Below are 15256 nucleotides of genomic sequence, written 5' to 3'. Positions count from 1 at the left end.
TTCGATCAATCTTCGGGCTGACGCTATTTTTCAGAGCCGGTTTGCCGCCTTGCCGCGCCGATGCGCTGGCGCAGCCTGAGTTTCGACACGCGCTGCCATTCGCCGGTGCGTTCAGCGTCTTGCGTCGAGCGTTCGACATAGGTGATGTGGTCCATCGCCGCCTGACGGGCGCGCGCCGGATCGCCTTCGGTCACGGCGGCGTAGATCGCGCGGTGCTGCTCCAGAAACGCCTCCCTCGCGCCAGGCAGATCGAACATCAGCCGGCGGTTCTGGAATACGTCGTCGGAAAGCAGCCGGTAGCAGGACCGCAGCGTGTGGAGCAGGATGATGTTGTGCGCGAATTCACCGATTGCGAGATGGAACTCGACGTCGATGCTGGCTTCTTCCTCGAGATTGACGCGCTCATGCGCCTGTTCCATCCGCGCCATGATGCGGTCGAGCAGAGCGATGTCGTCCTTCGTGGCGCGTCGCGCCGCATATTCGGCGGCCACGCCCTCGATCTCGCGGCGATATTCGAGATAATCGGCGGTCGCCTTGCGGTTGGTGGCGATGAGATCCAGCACCGGCTTGGAAAAGACCTGGCCGATGACATCGGCGACGTAAGTGCCGCCGCCGTGGCGGGTCACGATCAGCCCGCGCACTTCCAGGATTTTCAACGCCTCGCGCAGAATGGGACGCGAAACCTCGAACTGGCGCGCCAGTTCGCGCTCGCCCGGAAGCCGATCGGCCACGCGCAACACGCCCTCGAGAATAAGGCTCTCGATCTGCTGCACCACCTCGTCGGCGGTGCGCGAATGTTCGATCCTGGAGAAAATTTCGCTCAAACCGGCTGTCCCTAAGGCGGCGACTGCCCGAACATTCGCCGATGCCGCGCACAATAACGGCATCCGGCCAAACTGGTCAATTTAATTATCCATTTGTGGGTTTCGCCTCCGGGCTGAGGCGGGCGCAGTCTTCGCCAGGTCCTACTTGTCGATTGCCTTGGCTGCCGATAGTGCATATTGGCAGCGCATTCCTTACCGGAGGCCTCATAGGCAGCATGCCCGCGGACCAGTTCAATTCCCAGTTCGTACCGCGCGCGACCGGCAGCGTGATGGGCTTTCCCGCGCATGAAGGCCGCCCCGACGCCATCGGCGAGGTCCATGCGCGTCCGCGTCCGCCGATCGAGACGCCGCGCCTGCTGATACAGCTTGCTTTCATGACCGAGGGCGGTTCGACGGTCGACCATGCGGTGCTTGCCGAACTGTCGCGTCGGCTCGGCATCGCGGCGCCCGATCGCCAGGCCCGTCACCACGCCATGAAGTGGGGGCAGGGCACGCTGCGCTGGGAACGCCATACCGAATTCTCGACCTATCTTTGGGAGGGACCGCTGGAGCCCGGCTCCGCGGATTCGCCTTTCGGCAATGGGTTCAGCCCGCCCGGGACGGTCATTTCCGGCATAAGGCTGGAGATCCGCAAATGGACCGATGACAGCGAGAAGCTGATCGCCGCCTTCGATCCCGCCAGCCTTTCCTATTCGCTGGTCGAAAACGGCAAGGCCGGCATCGTTACCGATTTCCACCAGGACGGCGATGGGCTTACGCGCATCCTCGTGCTGGACCGCGGCATGTCGCCCTCGCGCATCGGTGCGCTGTCGCAGCGCCTCATCGACATCGAGAACTACCGCACTTTGGCCATGCTCGGCCTGCCCCTGGCACATTCGCTGTCGGCGCGCGTACGACGCATCGAAGACCGGCTGACCCAGATCACCCGCGAGATGAAGGCTTCCGAAACGCGCGACAGCCAGACCCTGCTTGCCGATCTCACCGAGCTTGCGGCCGAACTGGAGGCGGATGCGGCCGCCAGCCTATATCGCTTTGGCGCCAGCCGCGCCTATAACGGCATCATCGAGGAGCGTTTGCAGGCGCTGGCCGAGGAGCCGGTGCCCGGCTACGAGACATGGCTGGGCTTTTTGCAGCGCCGGGTCGCGCCGGCCATGCGGACATGCCGGTCGGTCGAAGAGCGCCAGGCCAATCTGTCGCGCAAGCTGACCCGTGCGACGACCCTGCTCAGGACCTGGGTCGACGTGGAGGTCGAGCATCAGAACCGCGACCTGCTTGCCTCGATGAACAATCGCGCGCGCCTGCAATTGCGCCTGCAGCAGACGGTCGAGGGGCTCTCTGTCGCAGCCGTCTCCTACTATGTCGTCGGCCTCATCGGCTATCTGGCCAAGGGAACGTCGGTGTTCGGCCATGCGCTCAAGCCCGAACTGGTGACCGCCGCCTCCGTGCCGGTGACCATCCTGCTTGTCTGGTGGATCGTACGGCGCATCCGTCGTTCGCATGACGACAGCGCGAAAGTCTCGCACGCCGAGTAGGCGCAGCGCTTCGTACTCGCCAAATCCGGATGGCGGGCCTTCAAGCAAGCGTCAGATTGACGCTATGGAACTGTCGTCCATTCGCAGCGCCGTGCACATACGATGCACGGTTTGCGCGCGGCGAATTTAACTGGTAAATGCTTTTTACCAGTAATGCTCCAGGAGGACGGCCGATGTCCGGGTTGGTGATGCCCGCGCCCGATGCGGAGACGCTGCACCGTCGCGCCGAGATCGTCGCGGATATGCGCATCATCGTGCCGGGCGAAGGCGTCGTCGACGCCGTCAACGAGATGCGCGCCTTTGAAAGCGACGGCCTTACCGCCTACCAGCAACTGCCGCTGGTGGTCGTGCTGCCGGAAACTGTGGCGCAGGTTTCGCGCATCCTCAAATATTGCGACGAGCGCGGCATCCGCGTGGTGCCGCGTGGTTCGGGTACATCACTTTCGGGCGGTGCGCTGCCGCTGGAGGATGCAGTGCTTCTGGTGATGAGCCGTTTCAACCGCATCCTCGAGATTGACTACCCCAATCGCACCGTTGTCGCCCAGCCGGGCGTCACCAATCTCGGCATCACCCATGCCGTGGAAATGGAGGGCTTTTACTACGCCCCCGATCCATCTTCGCAGATCGCCTGCTCGATCGGCGGCAACGTCGCGGAAAACTCCGGCGGCGTTCACTGCCTGAAATACGGGCTCACCGCCAACAATGTGCTCGGCATCGAGATGGTGCTGATGAATGGAGAGGTCGTGCGCCTCGGCGGCAAGCATCTCGATTCGGAAGGTTACGATCTGCTCGGTCTCATGACCGGATCGGAGGGGCTGCTTGGCGTCGTCACCGAGGTCACCGTGCGCATTCTGAAGAAGCCGGAAACGGCGCGTGCGCTGCTGATTGCGTTTCCGACAAGCGAGCAGGGCGGTCAGTGCGTGGCCGATATCATCGGGGCCGGCATCATTCCAGGCGGCATGGAGATGATGGACCGCCCCGCGATCCACGCGGCGGAGGATTTCGTCAACGCCGGATACCCGCTGGAGTGCGAAGCGCTGCTGATCGTGGAACTGGATGGTCCGGGCGTCGAGGTCGACCACCTGATCGACAAGGTCGAGGCGATTGCGTTGCGCAACGGTTCGACCACTTGCCGCATTTCCCAATCGGAGGAGGAGCGGCTGGTCTTCTGGGCCGGCCGCAAGGCGGCTTTTCCGGCGGTGGGCCGCATCTCGCCGGATTACTACTGCATGGACGGCACCATCCCGCGCAAGGAATTGCCGCGGGTGCTTGCCGGCATGCGCGAGCTTTCCGAGCAGTATGGATTGCGGGTGGCGAATGTCTTCCACGCCGGCGACGGCAATCTGCACCCGCTGATCCTCTATGACGCCAATGTGCCGGGCGAACTGCAGAAGGCCGAAGACTTCGGTGCCGACATTCTGCGGCTTTGCGTCAAGGTCGGCGGCGTGCTCACCGGCGAGCACGGCGTTGGTGTCGAGAAGCGCGATCTGATGCCCGAAATGTTCAACAAGATCGATCTCGATCAGCAGATGCGCGTCAAATGCGCGTTCGATCCGAAACATCTGCTCAATCCGGGCAAGGTCTTCCCGCAATTGCGCCGCTGCGCCGAACTCGGCCGCATGCATATTTCCGGCGGCAAGCTGCCGTTTCCGGATATTCCGAGGTTTTGAGGGTGGCCGGAGTCACAGATCAAGTCATGTTTGTGTTGTGCAATACCCCCCTCTGGCCTGCCGGCCATCTCCCCCTCAAGGGGGGAGATTGGCAGCTTCTATCCCTGCTCTTTTCGCGCCGTGTTGAAGATTGGCGAAAGCGGGGATGCAAGCTGATCTCCCCCCTTGAGGGGGAGATGGCCGGCAGGCCAGAGGGGGGTGTCAAACGGAGCCTTATGTCCCTCTCAGTCACGGCGAAGATGGAATCATGACCACCTTCACCCCATCTTCCGCGGCCGAGGTTCTGATTGCCGTGCAATGGGCGGCGGTGAACGAGGCGCCGCTTGAAATCGTCGGGCACGGCTCCAAGCGCGGCATCGGTCGTCCTGCCCAGACCGAGCACACGCTCGATCTTTCCAGCCTCACTGGCGTCACGCTCTATGAGCCGGAAGAACTGGTGCTTTCGGCCCGCGCCGGCACGCCGCTTGCCGAGATCGAGAAGCTGTTGGCCGAGAGCGGTCAGGAACTTGCTTTCGAGCCGATGGACTACGGTCCGTTGTTGGGAAGCCAACGCGGTCGCGGCACCATCGGCGGCGTGCTTGCAGCCAACCTTTCCGGTTCTCGTCGGCTGAAGGCAGGTGCGGCGCGCGACCACATTCTCGGCATTAGTGCCGTTTCCGGTCGTGGTGAAGCCTTCAAATCGGGCGGCCGTGTCGTCAAGAACGTCACCGGCTATGATCTGTCGAAGGCAATGGCCGGCTCATGGGGCACGCTGGCGGTGCTGACCGATGTCACCTTCAAGGTGTTGCCGAAGGCGGAGACTGAGACGACGCTTGCCGTGCGCGGGCTGCTCGATGAAGACGCGGCGATCGCCATGGCGTTGGCTCTCGGCTCCAGCGCGGAGGTTTCGAGCGCTGCCCACATTCCGGAGAATCTCGCCGGCTCCATCGCCGGTGGCTCGCTTGCGGGCAGTTCGGCGACGCTTCTGCGTATCGAGGGCTTCGGCCCGTCGGTGATCTATAGGTCGCGGGCCTTGATTGACCCGCTGAAGAATGCCGGCCCGATCGAGGAGTTTGCAGGCGACGCCTCCAGTGCGATCTGGCGCGACGTCCGCGACTGCATTCCCTTCGCCGATGGCAGCGAGCGGCCGGTCTGGCGCATTTCGATGACACCGGGCGAAGCGCACAAGATGGTCATGGCGCTGCGCATGGAGGCGGCATGCGACGCTTTCTACGATTGGCAGGGCGGTCTTGTCTGGCTGCGTATGGAGGCCGACCCGGAGCACGAAACCATCCGCCGCCTGTTGAAGCAATTCGGCGGCGGTCATGCCACGCTGGTGCGCGCCAGCCATGCGTTGCGTGCCGCGTTGCCGGTCTTCGAGCCGCAGCCGGCGGCACTGGCGGCACTCTCGGCGCGCCTGCGGCAGGAGTTCGATCCCAAGGGAATTCTCAATCCCGGTCGCATGGTTCCTGCCGACAGGTCTGCTAGTCTGGAGGGATCGAAACAGGGGGAGATCAATCCATGAGCGACATCGACAACCGGCCGAACGCGCCGCGCCAGACGGACCGGTGGCTGGAGCCCGGCAAGACCAATGTGCAGGTGATCTATATTCTCTATCTTGCCGGTCTCGTCATCGGCATCAGCGGCCTGATCGGCATCGTGCTTGCCTATTTCAATCGCGGCAAGTCGGAGGCCTGGATCGAAACGCACTATACATGGCTCATCCGTACATTCTGGATCGGCCTGCTCTATGCGACGGTTTCGGCCGTGCTGCTCCTGCTGTTCATCGGCGTGTTCCTGCTGTTTGCCGTTGCGGTCTGGTTCATCGCTCGCTGCATCGTCGGCCTGCAGGCGCTTTCGCGCGGCGAGCCGATCGCCAAGCCGCAAAGCTGGTTTCTCTGAAAGATAAGCAAAGCCGATGCAGACCAATTTCACCGCCGAGCAGCTTGCCGATCCGCATGTGGCGGAATCGGAGAAAATCCTGCGCAAATGCGTGCATTGCGGCTTCTGCACGGCGACCTGTCCTACCTATGTGACGCTCGGCAACGAGTTGGACAGTCCGCGCGGGCGCATCTACCTGATCAAGGACATGCTGGAAAATGGCCGTGCGGCCGACAGCGAGATCGTCACCCATATCGACCGCTGCCTCTCCTGTCTGGCTTGCATGACGACATGTCCCTCAGGGGTCAATTACATGCATCTGGTCGATCATGCGCGCGCCCATATCGAGAAGACCTACAGGCGGCCGCTGCCCGACCGCATCATTCGAGCGCTTCTCGCCTTTGTGCTGCCGCATCCCGCGCGCTTTCGTTTGGCGCTGAGGTTGGCGCGGCTCGGCACGCCCTTTGCGAAGATCTTCGAGTCCGTTCCGGCGCTGCGGCCGCTTGGCGCGATGCTGAAGCTGGTGCCGGCGTCGGTTGGGGAAAGATCGCCGATGGCGTCGCCGGGCAGCCATGCCGCGTCCGGTCCGCGCCGCGGCCGGGTCGCAATCTTGACCGGATGTGCCCAGCCGGTGCTCGATCCCGGCATCAACGAGGCGACGATCAGCCTGTTGACGCGGCTCGGCATCGAGGTGGTGGTGCCGCAAGGCGAGGGTTGCTGCGGCGCGCTGGTCCATCATATGGGGCGCGAGGAGCAGGCACTCGCTTCGGCGCGCCGGAATGTCGACGCCTGGACACGTCAGATCGAGGATGGCGGTCTCGACGCGATAGTCATCACCGCCTCAGGATGCGGCACGACCATCAAGGATTACGGCTTCATGCTGCGGCTCGATCCGGCCTATGCCGAAAAGGCGGCGCGCGTTTCAGCGCTCGCCAAGGATGTCACCGAATATCTCGCCACGCTCGACCTGCCGGAGCCGGTGCGCCGGCCGGGCTTGACCGTAGCCTACCATTCAGCCTGCTCGATGCAGCACGGACAGAAGATCACCCGCCAGCCGAAGGAACTTCTGGCGCGCGCCGGCTTCGTGGTGAAGGAGCCGCGCGAGGGTCATCTGTGCTGTGGTTCGGCCGGCACCTACAACATCATGCAGTCTGAGATTTCCGCGCAACTGCGCGATCGCAAGGTGAGGAATATCGAGGCCACGGGAGCCGACATTGTAGCCACCGGCAATATCGGCTGCATCACGCAGATTGCATCTGCGGCGCAAATGCCGATCGTGCATACGGTGAAGCTTCTCGACTGGGCCTATGGCGGGCCGCAGCCCGAAGGCGTGCCGAATGCGCGCACGCCGGCGATGGTTACCGCGGAGTAAAACATCGACCGAACGGTCCGATGTTTGAACCATTCCTACCTGAAGTTCACGACCGTCGAGTCGTCCGCCCCCCGATAGGTGGACTGATAGAGCGCCCGCTGGCGGTTCAGCGCCACCATCGTATTGCGCAGCAGGATCGCCACGGTAACCGGCCCGACGCCGCCCGGCACCGGTGTGATCCACGACGCCACTTCCTTGACGCTGTCGGTATCGACATCGCCGACGATACGAGTCGAGCCGTCGGGCGCGGTTTCGGAATTGATACCGATATCGATAACGGCAGCACCCGGCTTCACCATGTCCGCCTTGATCAGGCGCGGCTTGCCGACGGCCACGAACAGCGCATCGGCGCGCCTTGCGTGAGCGGCGACCGAGCGGGTCATGTGATGGCAGACCGTCACTGTCGCGCCCTCGCTCATCAGCAGGAAGGCGATCGGCTTGCCGACGATTTCGGAATGCCCGACAATCACCACTTCGAGGCCCTTGAGGTCGAGTCCGGTCGCCTTCAGGAGTTCCACCGAAGCTGCCGCAGTACAGGGAGCAAGGTCGAGCTCGTTGTAGACGATGTTGCCGATCGAGGCCGGATGCATGCCCTCGACATCCTTGAGTGGATGGATCGCGCCCTGGATGGCCTTGATCGGGATATGCGACGGCACCGGGCGCTGGATAATGATACCGGTAACGCGCGGGTCGGCATTCATGCTCTGGATGGCGGCTTCCAGTTCGCGCGCCGTGATTTCGGCGGCGAAACGGCGTTCCTCGAAATCGATGCCCGCCCGTTCGGCCTTTGCGCGCTGGTTGCGAACATAGACGTCGACCGCCGCCACGTCGCCTACGGTGATGGACACCAGGCGAGGCGGAAAACCTTCGGCAGTCGCCTTTTCGGCGGCTTCACGGACCTCTTGCATGATGCGGGCGGCAACCGGCGCGCCTTTCAAGTAGCGGGTGTCGTCGAGCGGCATTTCACATCTCCTTCGGCGGTCGGGGCTATAGCGCAAGGATTGCTGTTTTGCAGCATTATGTTTCAGCATAGCCGAAAGAATAATATTTTCACACAAGGAAAATCCGAGCGCATCCCGCGAGTATATAGTCGCTTGGGAGGCATGGCAAAAGAGCAGCACGACCACTGACGGGCTGCTCCTCGCCAGCGGCGATGCTATTCAGATGACCACCACCTGCGTTCCGACCCTCACGCGTTCGTAGAGATCGACGACGTCCTCATTGCGCATGCGGATGCAACCCGAAGAGACCGCTGCGCCGATCGTCCAGGGCTGGTTGGTGCCGTGGATGCGGTAGAGGGTGGAGCCGAGATAGAGAGCGCGCGCGCCCAGCGGATTGTCCGGTCCCCCTTCCATATGAGCCGGCAGAACGCGCCCTTTGGCCCGCTCGCGCGCGATCATCGCCGCCGGCGGCCGCCAGTCCGGCCACTCGCGTTTTTGTGTCACCTTGTGTGTGCCGGCCCATTCGAAGCCCGGCTTGCCGGTGCCGACACCGTACCGCCGCGCCTGCCCGTTGGCCTCGACCAGAAAGAGGAAATTCTGTTTCGTGTCGATGATGATCGTGCCCGGCTTGTGCGGACCGTCATAGGCGACGGTCTGCGGCAGATAGATGGGATCGATCTGCTGTGCGCGCGCGGCCGGCTTAGCCCGTGCGGCTGCGATGCCGGCGGTGCGTTGCCCATCCGGCGCGGTCTCGCGGCTCGTCTTCTTGCCGTAGCGCCGGTCGAACCGCGGTTCCTCGGCAAAGGGTTGCACCTGCACGCCGCTTGGCAGGCTCTGGCGTACCTGATGGCGAAATGCCTTGCCGGGCGTGTGGCCGAGTTGCATGACCCAGGGTGCTGAAAGATCGGGACTGACCACCACCGGCGGCCGCTCGGCATAGCGGTCATTGGCCAGGGCAGGCGAGGCGACGGCCGCGGCAAGCGCTGTCGCCCCGACGAAAAGTACATGTTTCATCGGACGCACTCTCAACTTGATATGCGCGAGGAAGCCCCCGCTCCGGTCACGATTTTGGCGGGATCGGGAAACGAAAACATGAATCGGGATGTGTAAAATGCGAACCGACGCTTAAACCTTCCGATGTGGTTACCGCCTCGTTCAGGAATCTGGTAAAGGCGGCGTAAAGGCCGTTCGCGGCGATGTCAGCTATCGGAAACAGCATGGAATCTCAGAAAACGGGCTTGATTTCGGGCGAGGATGGCGTCGTCCGCTGCTCCTGGCCCGGCAACCTGCCGGACTATCTCCACTATCACGACCATGAATGGGGCAGGCCGGTCGCGGACGATCGTCGCCTTTTTGAAAAGATCTGCCTTGAAGGTTTCCAATCAGGCCTGTCGTGGCTCACGATCCTGCGCAAGCGCGAGGGATTTCGCGAAGCCTTCGCCGATTTCCATTTCGAGCGGGTCGCCGAGTTCACCGACGCCGATGTTGAGCGCCTGCTCGGCAATGCTGGCATCGTGCGCCACCGGGGAAAAATCGCTTCGACCATCAACAACGCCAGACGCGCCCGCGAACTGGCGCAGGAGGCCGGTTCGCTCGCCGCATGGTTCTGGAAGTTCGAGCCTGGCCCCGAGGAGCGTCCGGCAATCGTCAACTATGCCAGCCTGATCGCCAATCCGACCACGCCGACCTCGACGCGCATATCGAAGGAGTTGAAGAAGCGCGGCTGGAGCTTCGTTGGCCCGACCACCGTCTACGCCTTCATGCAGGCGATGGGGCTGGTCAACGACCATATCGAAGGCTGCGCCTGCCGTGGCGCTGTGGAAACGGAACGCGCGAATTTTACGCGCCCGCGTTAGCGTCCACGCGTTTTCCAGACGAGCCGACGCCGGGGCTATCCGCCCCTATGACTCACCGCCTGACGGGCGCTTCAGTCACGCCGGGTGGCTGAACCGGGCGATCCGCGCATCCTTCATCAGGTTGCGAAAGTCTCTGCCGCTCACATGCACCAGCGTCTTGTGGTCGCCGCCTTCGAAATAGATGTCGCCGGCTTCGCCGAGGCTTTGGTCGAGGATTACCGGTACATCGTAAGCCGACCCGATCGGCGGGACGGCGCCAATGTCGCAATCGTCGAACAACGTGCCGACTTCATCTTCCGAGGCGAGACCGAGGCGCCTGTCGACAACCTCCTGCAAGGTCGAGAATTCGACCCGGTGGTTGCTGGGCACGACAGCCAGCACATATCCCATCTCGTGGTGAACGACCACGGACTTGGCAAGTCTGCTGCCTGGAACATGGGCCGCCTGCGCTGACTGGCTGGCGGTGGCGGTGCGGTGGTGAGCGACGGTGTCGTAGGGAATTCCCTCGCCGTCTATGTAGTCCTGGAGTTTCTTTGCGATCGTCATCGTAGGCGTCCCTTCGGGTTGGAGCGGCGACGCGTAAGTAAACGAGGGACTTATTCTCCTCTCATCGGTTGCGATGTCAACGCCGAACCGATGGATTTGGCGCCGCGTGCCGGTAGATGCCTAAGACCCGGCTCCGAAGAAGAGAACACGGCTGAGCAGCGTGTAGTCGGACTCCGAAACCATGATCCAGACGAAGACCAGGATCAGCAGCGGCGGCAGCAGAATGGCGTAGGTCAGCGCCAGGCGCTCCCAGGCCATGTGCATGAAGATGGCGACGATCAGGCCCGCCTTCAGCATCATGAAGATCAGGATCAGCGACCATCTGAGATAGCCCTGCAATCCGACATAGTCGACGGCATAAGAACAGGCGCTAAGGACGAACAACCACCCCCAGACCACAAGGTAGAGCTTGATCGGATGCTGCTGGCCCTCGGTATGCGCGGCCGCTTGCGCCGAACCGCCATTGGTACGGTCGTGCAGTTCTTGCGGGGTTACCTGTGCCATTTCTCTTCCTCACCAAAGGTAGAAAAGGGCGAAAATGAACACCCAGACCAGGTCGACGAAGTGCCAGTAAAGCCCCATGATCTCGACGCTCTCATAGCTGCCAGGGCGGCTTGTGAAGAAGCCTCGCCTTCCGTGATCGAAATCGCCCCTCCATACCTTTCTGGCGATGATCAGGAGGAAGATGACGCCGAAGGTCACGTGAGTCCCGTGAAAGCCGGTGATCATGAAGAAGGACGAACCGAACTGTTCGGCGCCCCAGGGGTTTCCCCCGGGCCTCACTCCCTCCTGGATCAGCTTCGTCCATTCGAAGGCCTGCATGCCGACGAATGTCGCGCCGAGAGCCGCTGTGATGAGCATGAGGACGGCCGTCTTGCGGCGCTCGCGCCGGTAGCCGAAATTCACCGCCATCGCCATTGTGCCGCTGCTCGAGATCAGCACGAAGGTCATGATGGCAATCAGGAGCAGGGGTACGCTTACCGAGCCGATATGCAGGCCGAACACCTCGCTCGGGTTCGGCCATGGCACTCGCGTCGACATGCGCGCCGTCATGTAAGAGAGCAGGAAGCAGCCGAAGATGAAGGTGTCGCTGAGCAGGAAGATCCACATCATGGCCTTCCCCCACGGTACGTTCTTGAAGGCGCGCTGGTCGGACGACCAGTCGGCTGCCACGCCGCGCAGCCCGCCCGGCCGTTCCTGGGTCGGTTGAATGGTCGTTAGCGTCGTCTCGGCCATATGCGTGGTCCTTCAGGTCAGCAATTGGCGGCAGATGTCGATGAGCGCGTTGGCCCAGCCGGCGAGGAGCACGAAGATCGCAAGCCAGATGAAGAGCAGGAAATGCCAGTAGGTCGCGCAGAGCTCGATGCTGAGTTGCAGGCGCCCAGCCTCCTCGACGTTCCAGGCTCGGGCTGTCGTGCGGCCGAGCGCCACCAGGCCGCCAAGGATATGCAGACCGTGCATGCCGGTGATCAGGTAGAAGAAGCTGTTTGCCGGATTGCCCGACAGGAAATAGCCGTCGGTGGTCAGGTCGCGCCATACCGTCAACTGCCCGGCCAGGAACGCCAGCGCCGTCAAACCGCCGGTGCCGAGCGCAAGCCTTGCCGTGCCGAGCTGATCCCTGCGAATGGCAACGACTGCCAGGTGCAGCGCCACGCTGCTGAGCACGAGCATGCCGGTGTTGAGCCACAGAAGCGGCGGCACCGGCATGGCTTGCCAATCCGGCAATCCCATTCGGATGAAATAGGCGCTGGCAAACAGCGCAAACAGACAACCAACGACGGCGAGGAAGACGCCAAGGCCGATCTTCTCCGCAGGCAGGTCGGGCGCCTCGGTTCCTGGAAACGCGTTGGAGGGGCCATGTTCCAGCCAGGGCTTCGACATCAGCCGCTGCTGGGCGAGCCACCATCCCGCCACCCCGGCAAGTACCAGCAGGAAGACGACGATGACGCTCATGCCGGCCTCGTCGTGGCCTTGGTCGGCCATGGATCGTTCTGCGCGATGAAGTCTTCCGGCGCGCCGGGAACGCTGTAGTCATAGGCCCAGCGATAGACTACCGGCAGTTCCTTGCCCCAGTTTCCGTGCGGCGGCGGCGTGGTCGGCGTCTGCCATTCGAGGCTCGTCGCGCGCCAGGGGTTGCCACCGGATTCCTTGCCGAAGCGCAGGCTCCAGAACAAATTGAACAGGAACACCAGTTGCGCAAAGCCGACGATAAGCGCGGCAACGGTGATGAAGGCGTTCAGCGTATGGACCGAGTCCGGGATGAAGGCCGTTTCTCCCAGTTCCGGATAGCGGCGCGGCACGCCGATCAGCCCGACATAGTGCATGGGAAAGAAGATGGCATAGGCGCCGATGAAGGTGATCCAGAAATGGAACTGGCCCATTGCCTCGTTCAACATGCGACCGGTCATCTTCGGATACCAATGGTAGATCGCGCCAAGGATCACCAGGATCGGCGCGACGCCCATGACCATATGGAAATGCGCCACGACGAACATGGTGTCGGAAAGCGGCACGTCGACCACCACATTGCCGAGGAACAGGCCGGTCAGCCCGCCATTGACGAAGGTGACGATGAAAGCCAGCGCAAACAGCATCGGGATGGTGAGGTGAATGTCGCCGCGCCACAGCGTCAGCACCCAGTTGTAGACCTTGATCGCGGTGGGAATGGCGATGATCAGCGTGGTGGTGGCGAAGAAGAAGCCGAAGTAGGGATGCATGCCGCTGACATACATATGGTGCGCCCAGACGATGAAGCTCAGCGCCCCGATAGCGACGATCGCCCATACCATCATGCGATAGCCGAAGATGTTCTTGCGCGCATGCGTGCTGATGAGGTCGGAGACGATACCGAAGGCGGGTAGCGCCACGATGTAGACCTCCGGGTGGCCGAAGAACCAGAACAGGTGCTGGAACAGGATGGGGCTGCCGCCGCCATATTGTAGCTGCTCGCCCATTTCCACCAATGCGGGCATGAAGAAGCTGGTGCCGAGCAGGCGGTCGAACAGCATCATCACGCAGGCGACGAACAGGGCAGGGAAGGCAAGCAGCGCCATTACCGTGGCGGTGAGTATGCCCCAGACTGTCAGCGGCAGGCGCATCAGCGTCATGCCGCGGGTGCGTGCCTGGAGCACTGTCACCACATAGTTCAAACCGCCCATGGTGAAGCCGATGATGAACAGGATCAGCGAGGTAAGCATCACGATGATGCCCCAACCTTCTCCGCCGGGAGTTCCCGACAGGATCGCCTGTGGCGGGTAGAGCGTCCAGCCGGCGCCGGTGGGGCCGCCAGGCGCGAAGAAACCGGCCACGAGCACCAGAACCGCAAGCAGGTAGATCCAGTAGCTCAGCATGTTGACATAGGGAAACACCATGTCGCGGGCGCCGACCATCAACGGGATCAGGTAGTTGCCGAAGCCACCGAGAAACAGCGCGGTCAGGAGATAGATCACCATGATCATGCCGTGCATGGTGACGAACTGGTAATAGGCCTCCGGCGTGATGAAATCGAAGGTGCCGGGAAAGCCGAGTTGCAGCCGCATCAGCCAGGACAGCACCAGCGCCACCATGCCGATGGCGATCGCCGTTCCGGCATACTGGATCGCGATGACCTTGGCGTCCTGCGAGAAGACGTATTTCGTCCACCAGCTATGCGGATGGTAAAGCTCGACTTCGGGGACTTCGGCGGGAGGTACGCCGTCAACCGCGCCGGGTGTGACATCGACCATCATTCACCTCTCGTGCTGCTCGGCTGCTCCCACCTGCTGGGGAGCCGACAATTGGGCGAAGGTCGACTGCTCCTGCAGCCACGTGTCATAGTCCTGCTGCGTATCGACCGCGACCACGCCGCGCATGAACGCGTGGCCCGTGCCGCAGAGTTCGGCGCACAGGACCTCGAAGTTCCCCGTTCGGGTCGGCGTGAACCAGAAATAAGTGACGGTGCCCGGTATCATGTCCATCTTGGCGCGGAATTCCGGCACGTAGAAATCATGCAGCACATCTATCGATCGCAGCAGCACCTTCACCGGCTTGCCGATCGGAAGATGGAGGTCCGCGGCCTCTCCGACCACGTCGTCCTGGCCGTTTGGGTCGTCCGGATTGATGCCCAGCGGATTCTCCGTGCTGACCAGCCGGCTGTCGGAGGTGCCGAGCTTGCCGTCGGCGCCCGGCAGACGGAAATTCCATTGCCATTGCTGGCCGACGATCTCGACCTCGGTGGCGTCGTCGGGCACGTTGATGAACTGGCTCCACACGAACAGGCCGGGAATCAGCATGGCGGTGACGCCGATTGCGGTCACCACCGTCAGCCACCATTCCAGTCGCCGGCTCTCCGGCTCGTAGACGGCTTGCGCGCCCTCCTTGTGGCGGAAGCGGAACACGCAATAAGCCATGAACAGCACGACGGCGGCAAAAACCGCGCCGGTGATCCAGAAGGTTATGATGAGCGTCTGGTCGATATAGTTCCAGTTGGATGCGATCGGCGTCCACCACCATGGGCTCAGCACATGGAAAAGCACCGAGCCTACCACCACCAGAACCAACACAAGCGCTATGGCCATTCTCTGTTCCTCCCGGTATTCCGAGGGACACTTCCGACTGCCTTGCGAATGTCGGCGCCATAATAGCTCGTTTTATTGTGGAATTTCCAGTCTGAGGGA

The 15256-nt window shown here is 62.5% G+C and carries 15 protein-coding genes; 6 read left to right on the top strand and 9 right to left on the bottom strand.

Features of this window, described 5'->3' with window-relative positions; translation table 11 throughout:
• Nucleotides 1-23: 23 nt before the first annotated feature.
• Complete coding sequence (locus ACLKMW_RS04635; protein WP_415723226.1) at nucleotides 24-824, bottom strand: FadR/GntR family transcriptional regulator; 801 nt, start codon at nucleotides 822-824, stop codon at nucleotides 24-26.
• A 215-nt stretch (nucleotides 825-1039) separates the two neighbouring features.
• On the opposite strand from ACLKMW_RS04635, the gene ACLKMW_RS04630 reads away from it, so the two are divergent.
• The 5 genes from ACLKMW_RS04630 to glcF all read left to right on the top strand — a co-directional run bounded on the left by ACLKMW_RS04630 (nucleotide 1040) and on the right by glcF (nucleotide 7258).
• Entirely contained in the window at nucleotides 1040-2356 is a 1317-nt protein-coding gene (locus tag ACLKMW_RS04630) for a DUF3422 family protein (RefSeq protein WP_415723225.1), read from the top strand.
• 173 nt (nucleotides 2357-2529) lie between these two features.
• On the top strand, nucleotides 2530-4026 hold the full coding sequence (locus ACLKMW_RS04625) for an FAD-linked oxidase C-terminal domain-containing protein (RefSeq protein ID WP_415723224.1): 1497 nt from the start codon (nucleotides 2530-2532) through the stop codon (nucleotides 4024-4026).
• Nucleotides 4027-4273: 247 nt separating this feature from the next.
• Nucleotides 4274-5530, top strand: a complete 1257-nt coding sequence (locus ACLKMW_RS04620; protein ID WP_415723223.1) for an FAD-binding protein — start codon at nucleotides 4274-4276, stop codon at nucleotides 5528-5530.
• Nucleotides 5527-5907: a DUF4870 family protein gene (locus ACLKMW_RS04615; protein ID WP_415723222.1), complete on the top strand. Its 381-nt coding sequence runs from the start codon at nucleotides 5527-5529 to the stop codon at nucleotides 5905-5907. The genes ACLKMW_RS04620 and ACLKMW_RS04615 overlap by 4 nt, the downstream gene beginning before the upstream one ends.
• 16 nt (nucleotides 5908-5923) lie before the next feature.
• On the top strand, nucleotides 5924-7258 hold the full coding sequence (glcF, locus tag ACLKMW_RS04610) for a glycolate oxidase subunit GlcF (RefSeq protein ID WP_415723221.1): 1335 nt from the start codon (nucleotides 5924-5926) through the stop codon (nucleotides 7256-7258).
• A gap of 35 nt (nucleotides 7259-7293) precedes the next feature.
• On the opposite strand, the gene ACLKMW_RS04605 is transcribed toward glcF, so the two are convergent.
• Together ACLKMW_RS04605 and ACLKMW_RS04600 are read right to left on the bottom strand one after the other, a co-directional pair.
• Nucleotides 7294-8220, bottom strand: a complete 927-nt coding sequence (locus ACLKMW_RS04605) for a bifunctional 5,10-methylenetetrahydrofolate dehydrogenase/5,10-methenyltetrahydrofolate cyclohydrolase (protein WP_415723220.1) — start codon at nucleotides 8218-8220, stop codon at nucleotides 7294-7296.
• A 198-nt stretch (nucleotides 8221-8418) separates the two neighbouring features.
• Nucleotides 8419-9213: a L,D-transpeptidase gene (locus ACLKMW_RS04600; RefSeq protein WP_415723219.1), complete on the bottom strand. Its 795-nt coding sequence runs from the start codon at nucleotides 9211-9213 to the stop codon at nucleotides 8419-8421.
• 203 nt (nucleotides 9214-9416) lie between these two features.
• Between ACLKMW_RS04600 and ACLKMW_RS04595 the strand changes: the two genes are divergently transcribed.
• Complete coding sequence (locus tag ACLKMW_RS04595; protein WP_415723218.1) at nucleotides 9417-10055, top strand: DNA-3-methyladenine glycosylase I; 639 nt, start codon at nucleotides 9417-9419, stop codon at nucleotides 10053-10055.
• A gap of 75 nt (nucleotides 10056-10130) precedes the next feature.
• On the opposite strand, the gene ACLKMW_RS04590 is transcribed toward ACLKMW_RS04595, so the two are convergent.
• The 6 genes from ACLKMW_RS04590 to coxB form a co-directional block, all read right to left on the bottom strand.
• Nucleotides 10131-10601, bottom strand: coding sequence for an aminoacyl-tRNA deacylase (locus ACLKMW_RS04590; protein ID WP_415723217.1), 471 nt, complete (start codon nucleotides 10599-10601; stop codon nucleotides 10131-10133).
• A 120-nt stretch (nucleotides 10602-10721) separates the two neighbouring features.
• A complete protein-coding gene (locus ACLKMW_RS04585) occupies nucleotides 10722-11105 on the bottom strand; it encodes a cytochrome C oxidase subunit IV family protein (protein WP_415723216.1) in 384 nt (127 codons plus the stop codon).
• 9 nt (nucleotides 11106-11114) lie between these two features.
• The gene (locus ACLKMW_RS04580; protein ID WP_415723215.1) at nucleotides 11115-11837 is read right to left on the bottom strand and encodes a heme-copper oxidase subunit III family protein; all 723 of its coding nucleotides are present in this window, start codon (nucleotides 11835-11837) and stop codon (nucleotides 11115-11117) included.
• A gap of 12 nt (nucleotides 11838-11849) precedes the next feature.
• Nucleotides 11850-12554: a cytochrome c oxidase subunit 3 gene (locus tag ACLKMW_RS04575; protein ID WP_415723601.1), complete on the bottom strand. Its 705-nt coding sequence runs from the start codon at nucleotides 12552-12554 to the stop codon at nucleotides 11850-11852.
• Nucleotides 12551-14329, bottom strand: a complete 1779-nt coding sequence (ctaD, locus tag ACLKMW_RS04570) for a cytochrome c oxidase subunit I (protein ID WP_415723214.1) — start codon at nucleotides 14327-14329, stop codon at nucleotides 12551-12553. Before ctaD ends, ACLKMW_RS04575 begins: the two co-directional genes overlap by 4 nt.
• Nucleotides 14330-15157, bottom strand: coding sequence for a cytochrome c oxidase subunit II (coxB, locus tag ACLKMW_RS04565; RefSeq protein ID WP_415723213.1), 828 nt, complete (start codon nucleotides 15155-15157; stop codon nucleotides 14330-14332).
• Nucleotides 15158-15256 lie beyond the last annotated feature (99 nt).

The sequence above is a fragment of the Borborobacter xinjiangensis genome (assembly GCF_047739745.1).
Lineage (GTDB): Bacteria > Pseudomonadota > Alphaproteobacteria > Rhizobiales > Rhizobiaceae > Pseudaminobacter.
Note: the sequence above shows the minus strand (reverse complement) of the source record. Positions and strands in the feature narration are given on the sequence as shown.

Coding starts and splice junctions, on each gene's coding strand:
- ACLKMW_RS04615 (WP_415723222.1), top strand. CDS start 5,527: ATGAGCGACATCGACAACCGGCCGAACGCGCCGCGCCAGACGGACCGG.
- ACLKMW_RS04620 (WP_415723223.1), top strand. CDS start 4,274: ATGACCACCTTCACCCCATCTTCCGCGGCCGAGGTTCTGATTGCCGTG.
- ACLKMW_RS04580 (WP_415723215.1), bottom strand. CDS start 11,837: ATGGCCGAGACGACGCTAACGACCATTCAACCGACCCAGGAACGGCCG.
- glcF (WP_415723221.1), top strand. CDS start 5,924: ATGCAGACCAATTTCACCGCCGAGCAGCTTGCCGATCCGCATGTGGCG.
- ACLKMW_RS04585 (WP_415723216.1), bottom strand. CDS start 11,105: ATGGCACAGGTAACCCCGCAAGAACTGCACGACCGTACCAATGGCGGT.
- ACLKMW_RS04590 (WP_415723217.1), bottom strand. CDS start 10,601: ATGACGATCGCAAAGAAACTCCAGGACTACATAGACGGCGAGGGAATT.
- ACLKMW_RS04600 (WP_415723219.1), bottom strand. CDS start 9,213: ATGAAACATGTACTTTTCGTCGGGGCGACAGCGCTTGCCGCGGCCGTC.
- ACLKMW_RS04575 (WP_415723601.1), bottom strand. CDS start 12,554: ATGAGCGTCATCGTCGTCTTCCTGCTGGTACTTGCCGGGGTGGCGGGA.
- ACLKMW_RS04595 (WP_415723218.1), top strand. CDS start 9,417: ATGGAATCTCAGAAAACGGGCTTGATTTCGGGCGAGGATGGCGTCGTC.
- ctaD (WP_415723214.1), bottom strand. CDS start 14,329: ATGATGGTCGATGTCACACCCGGCGCGGTTGACGGCGTACCTCCCGCC.
- coxB (WP_415723213.1), bottom strand. CDS start 15,157: ATGGCCATAGCGCTTGTGTTGGTTCTGGTGGTGGTAGGCTCGGTGCTT.
- ACLKMW_RS04605 (WP_415723220.1), bottom strand. CDS start 8,220: ATGCCGCTCGACGACACCCGCTACTTGAAAGGCGCGCCGGTTGCCGCC.
- ACLKMW_RS04630 (WP_415723225.1), top strand. CDS start 1,040: ATGCCCGCGGACCAGTTCAATTCCCAGTTCGTACCGCGCGCGACCGGC.
- ACLKMW_RS04625 (WP_415723224.1), top strand. CDS start 2,530: ATGTCCGGGTTGGTGATGCCCGCGCCCGATGCGGAGACGCTGCACCGT.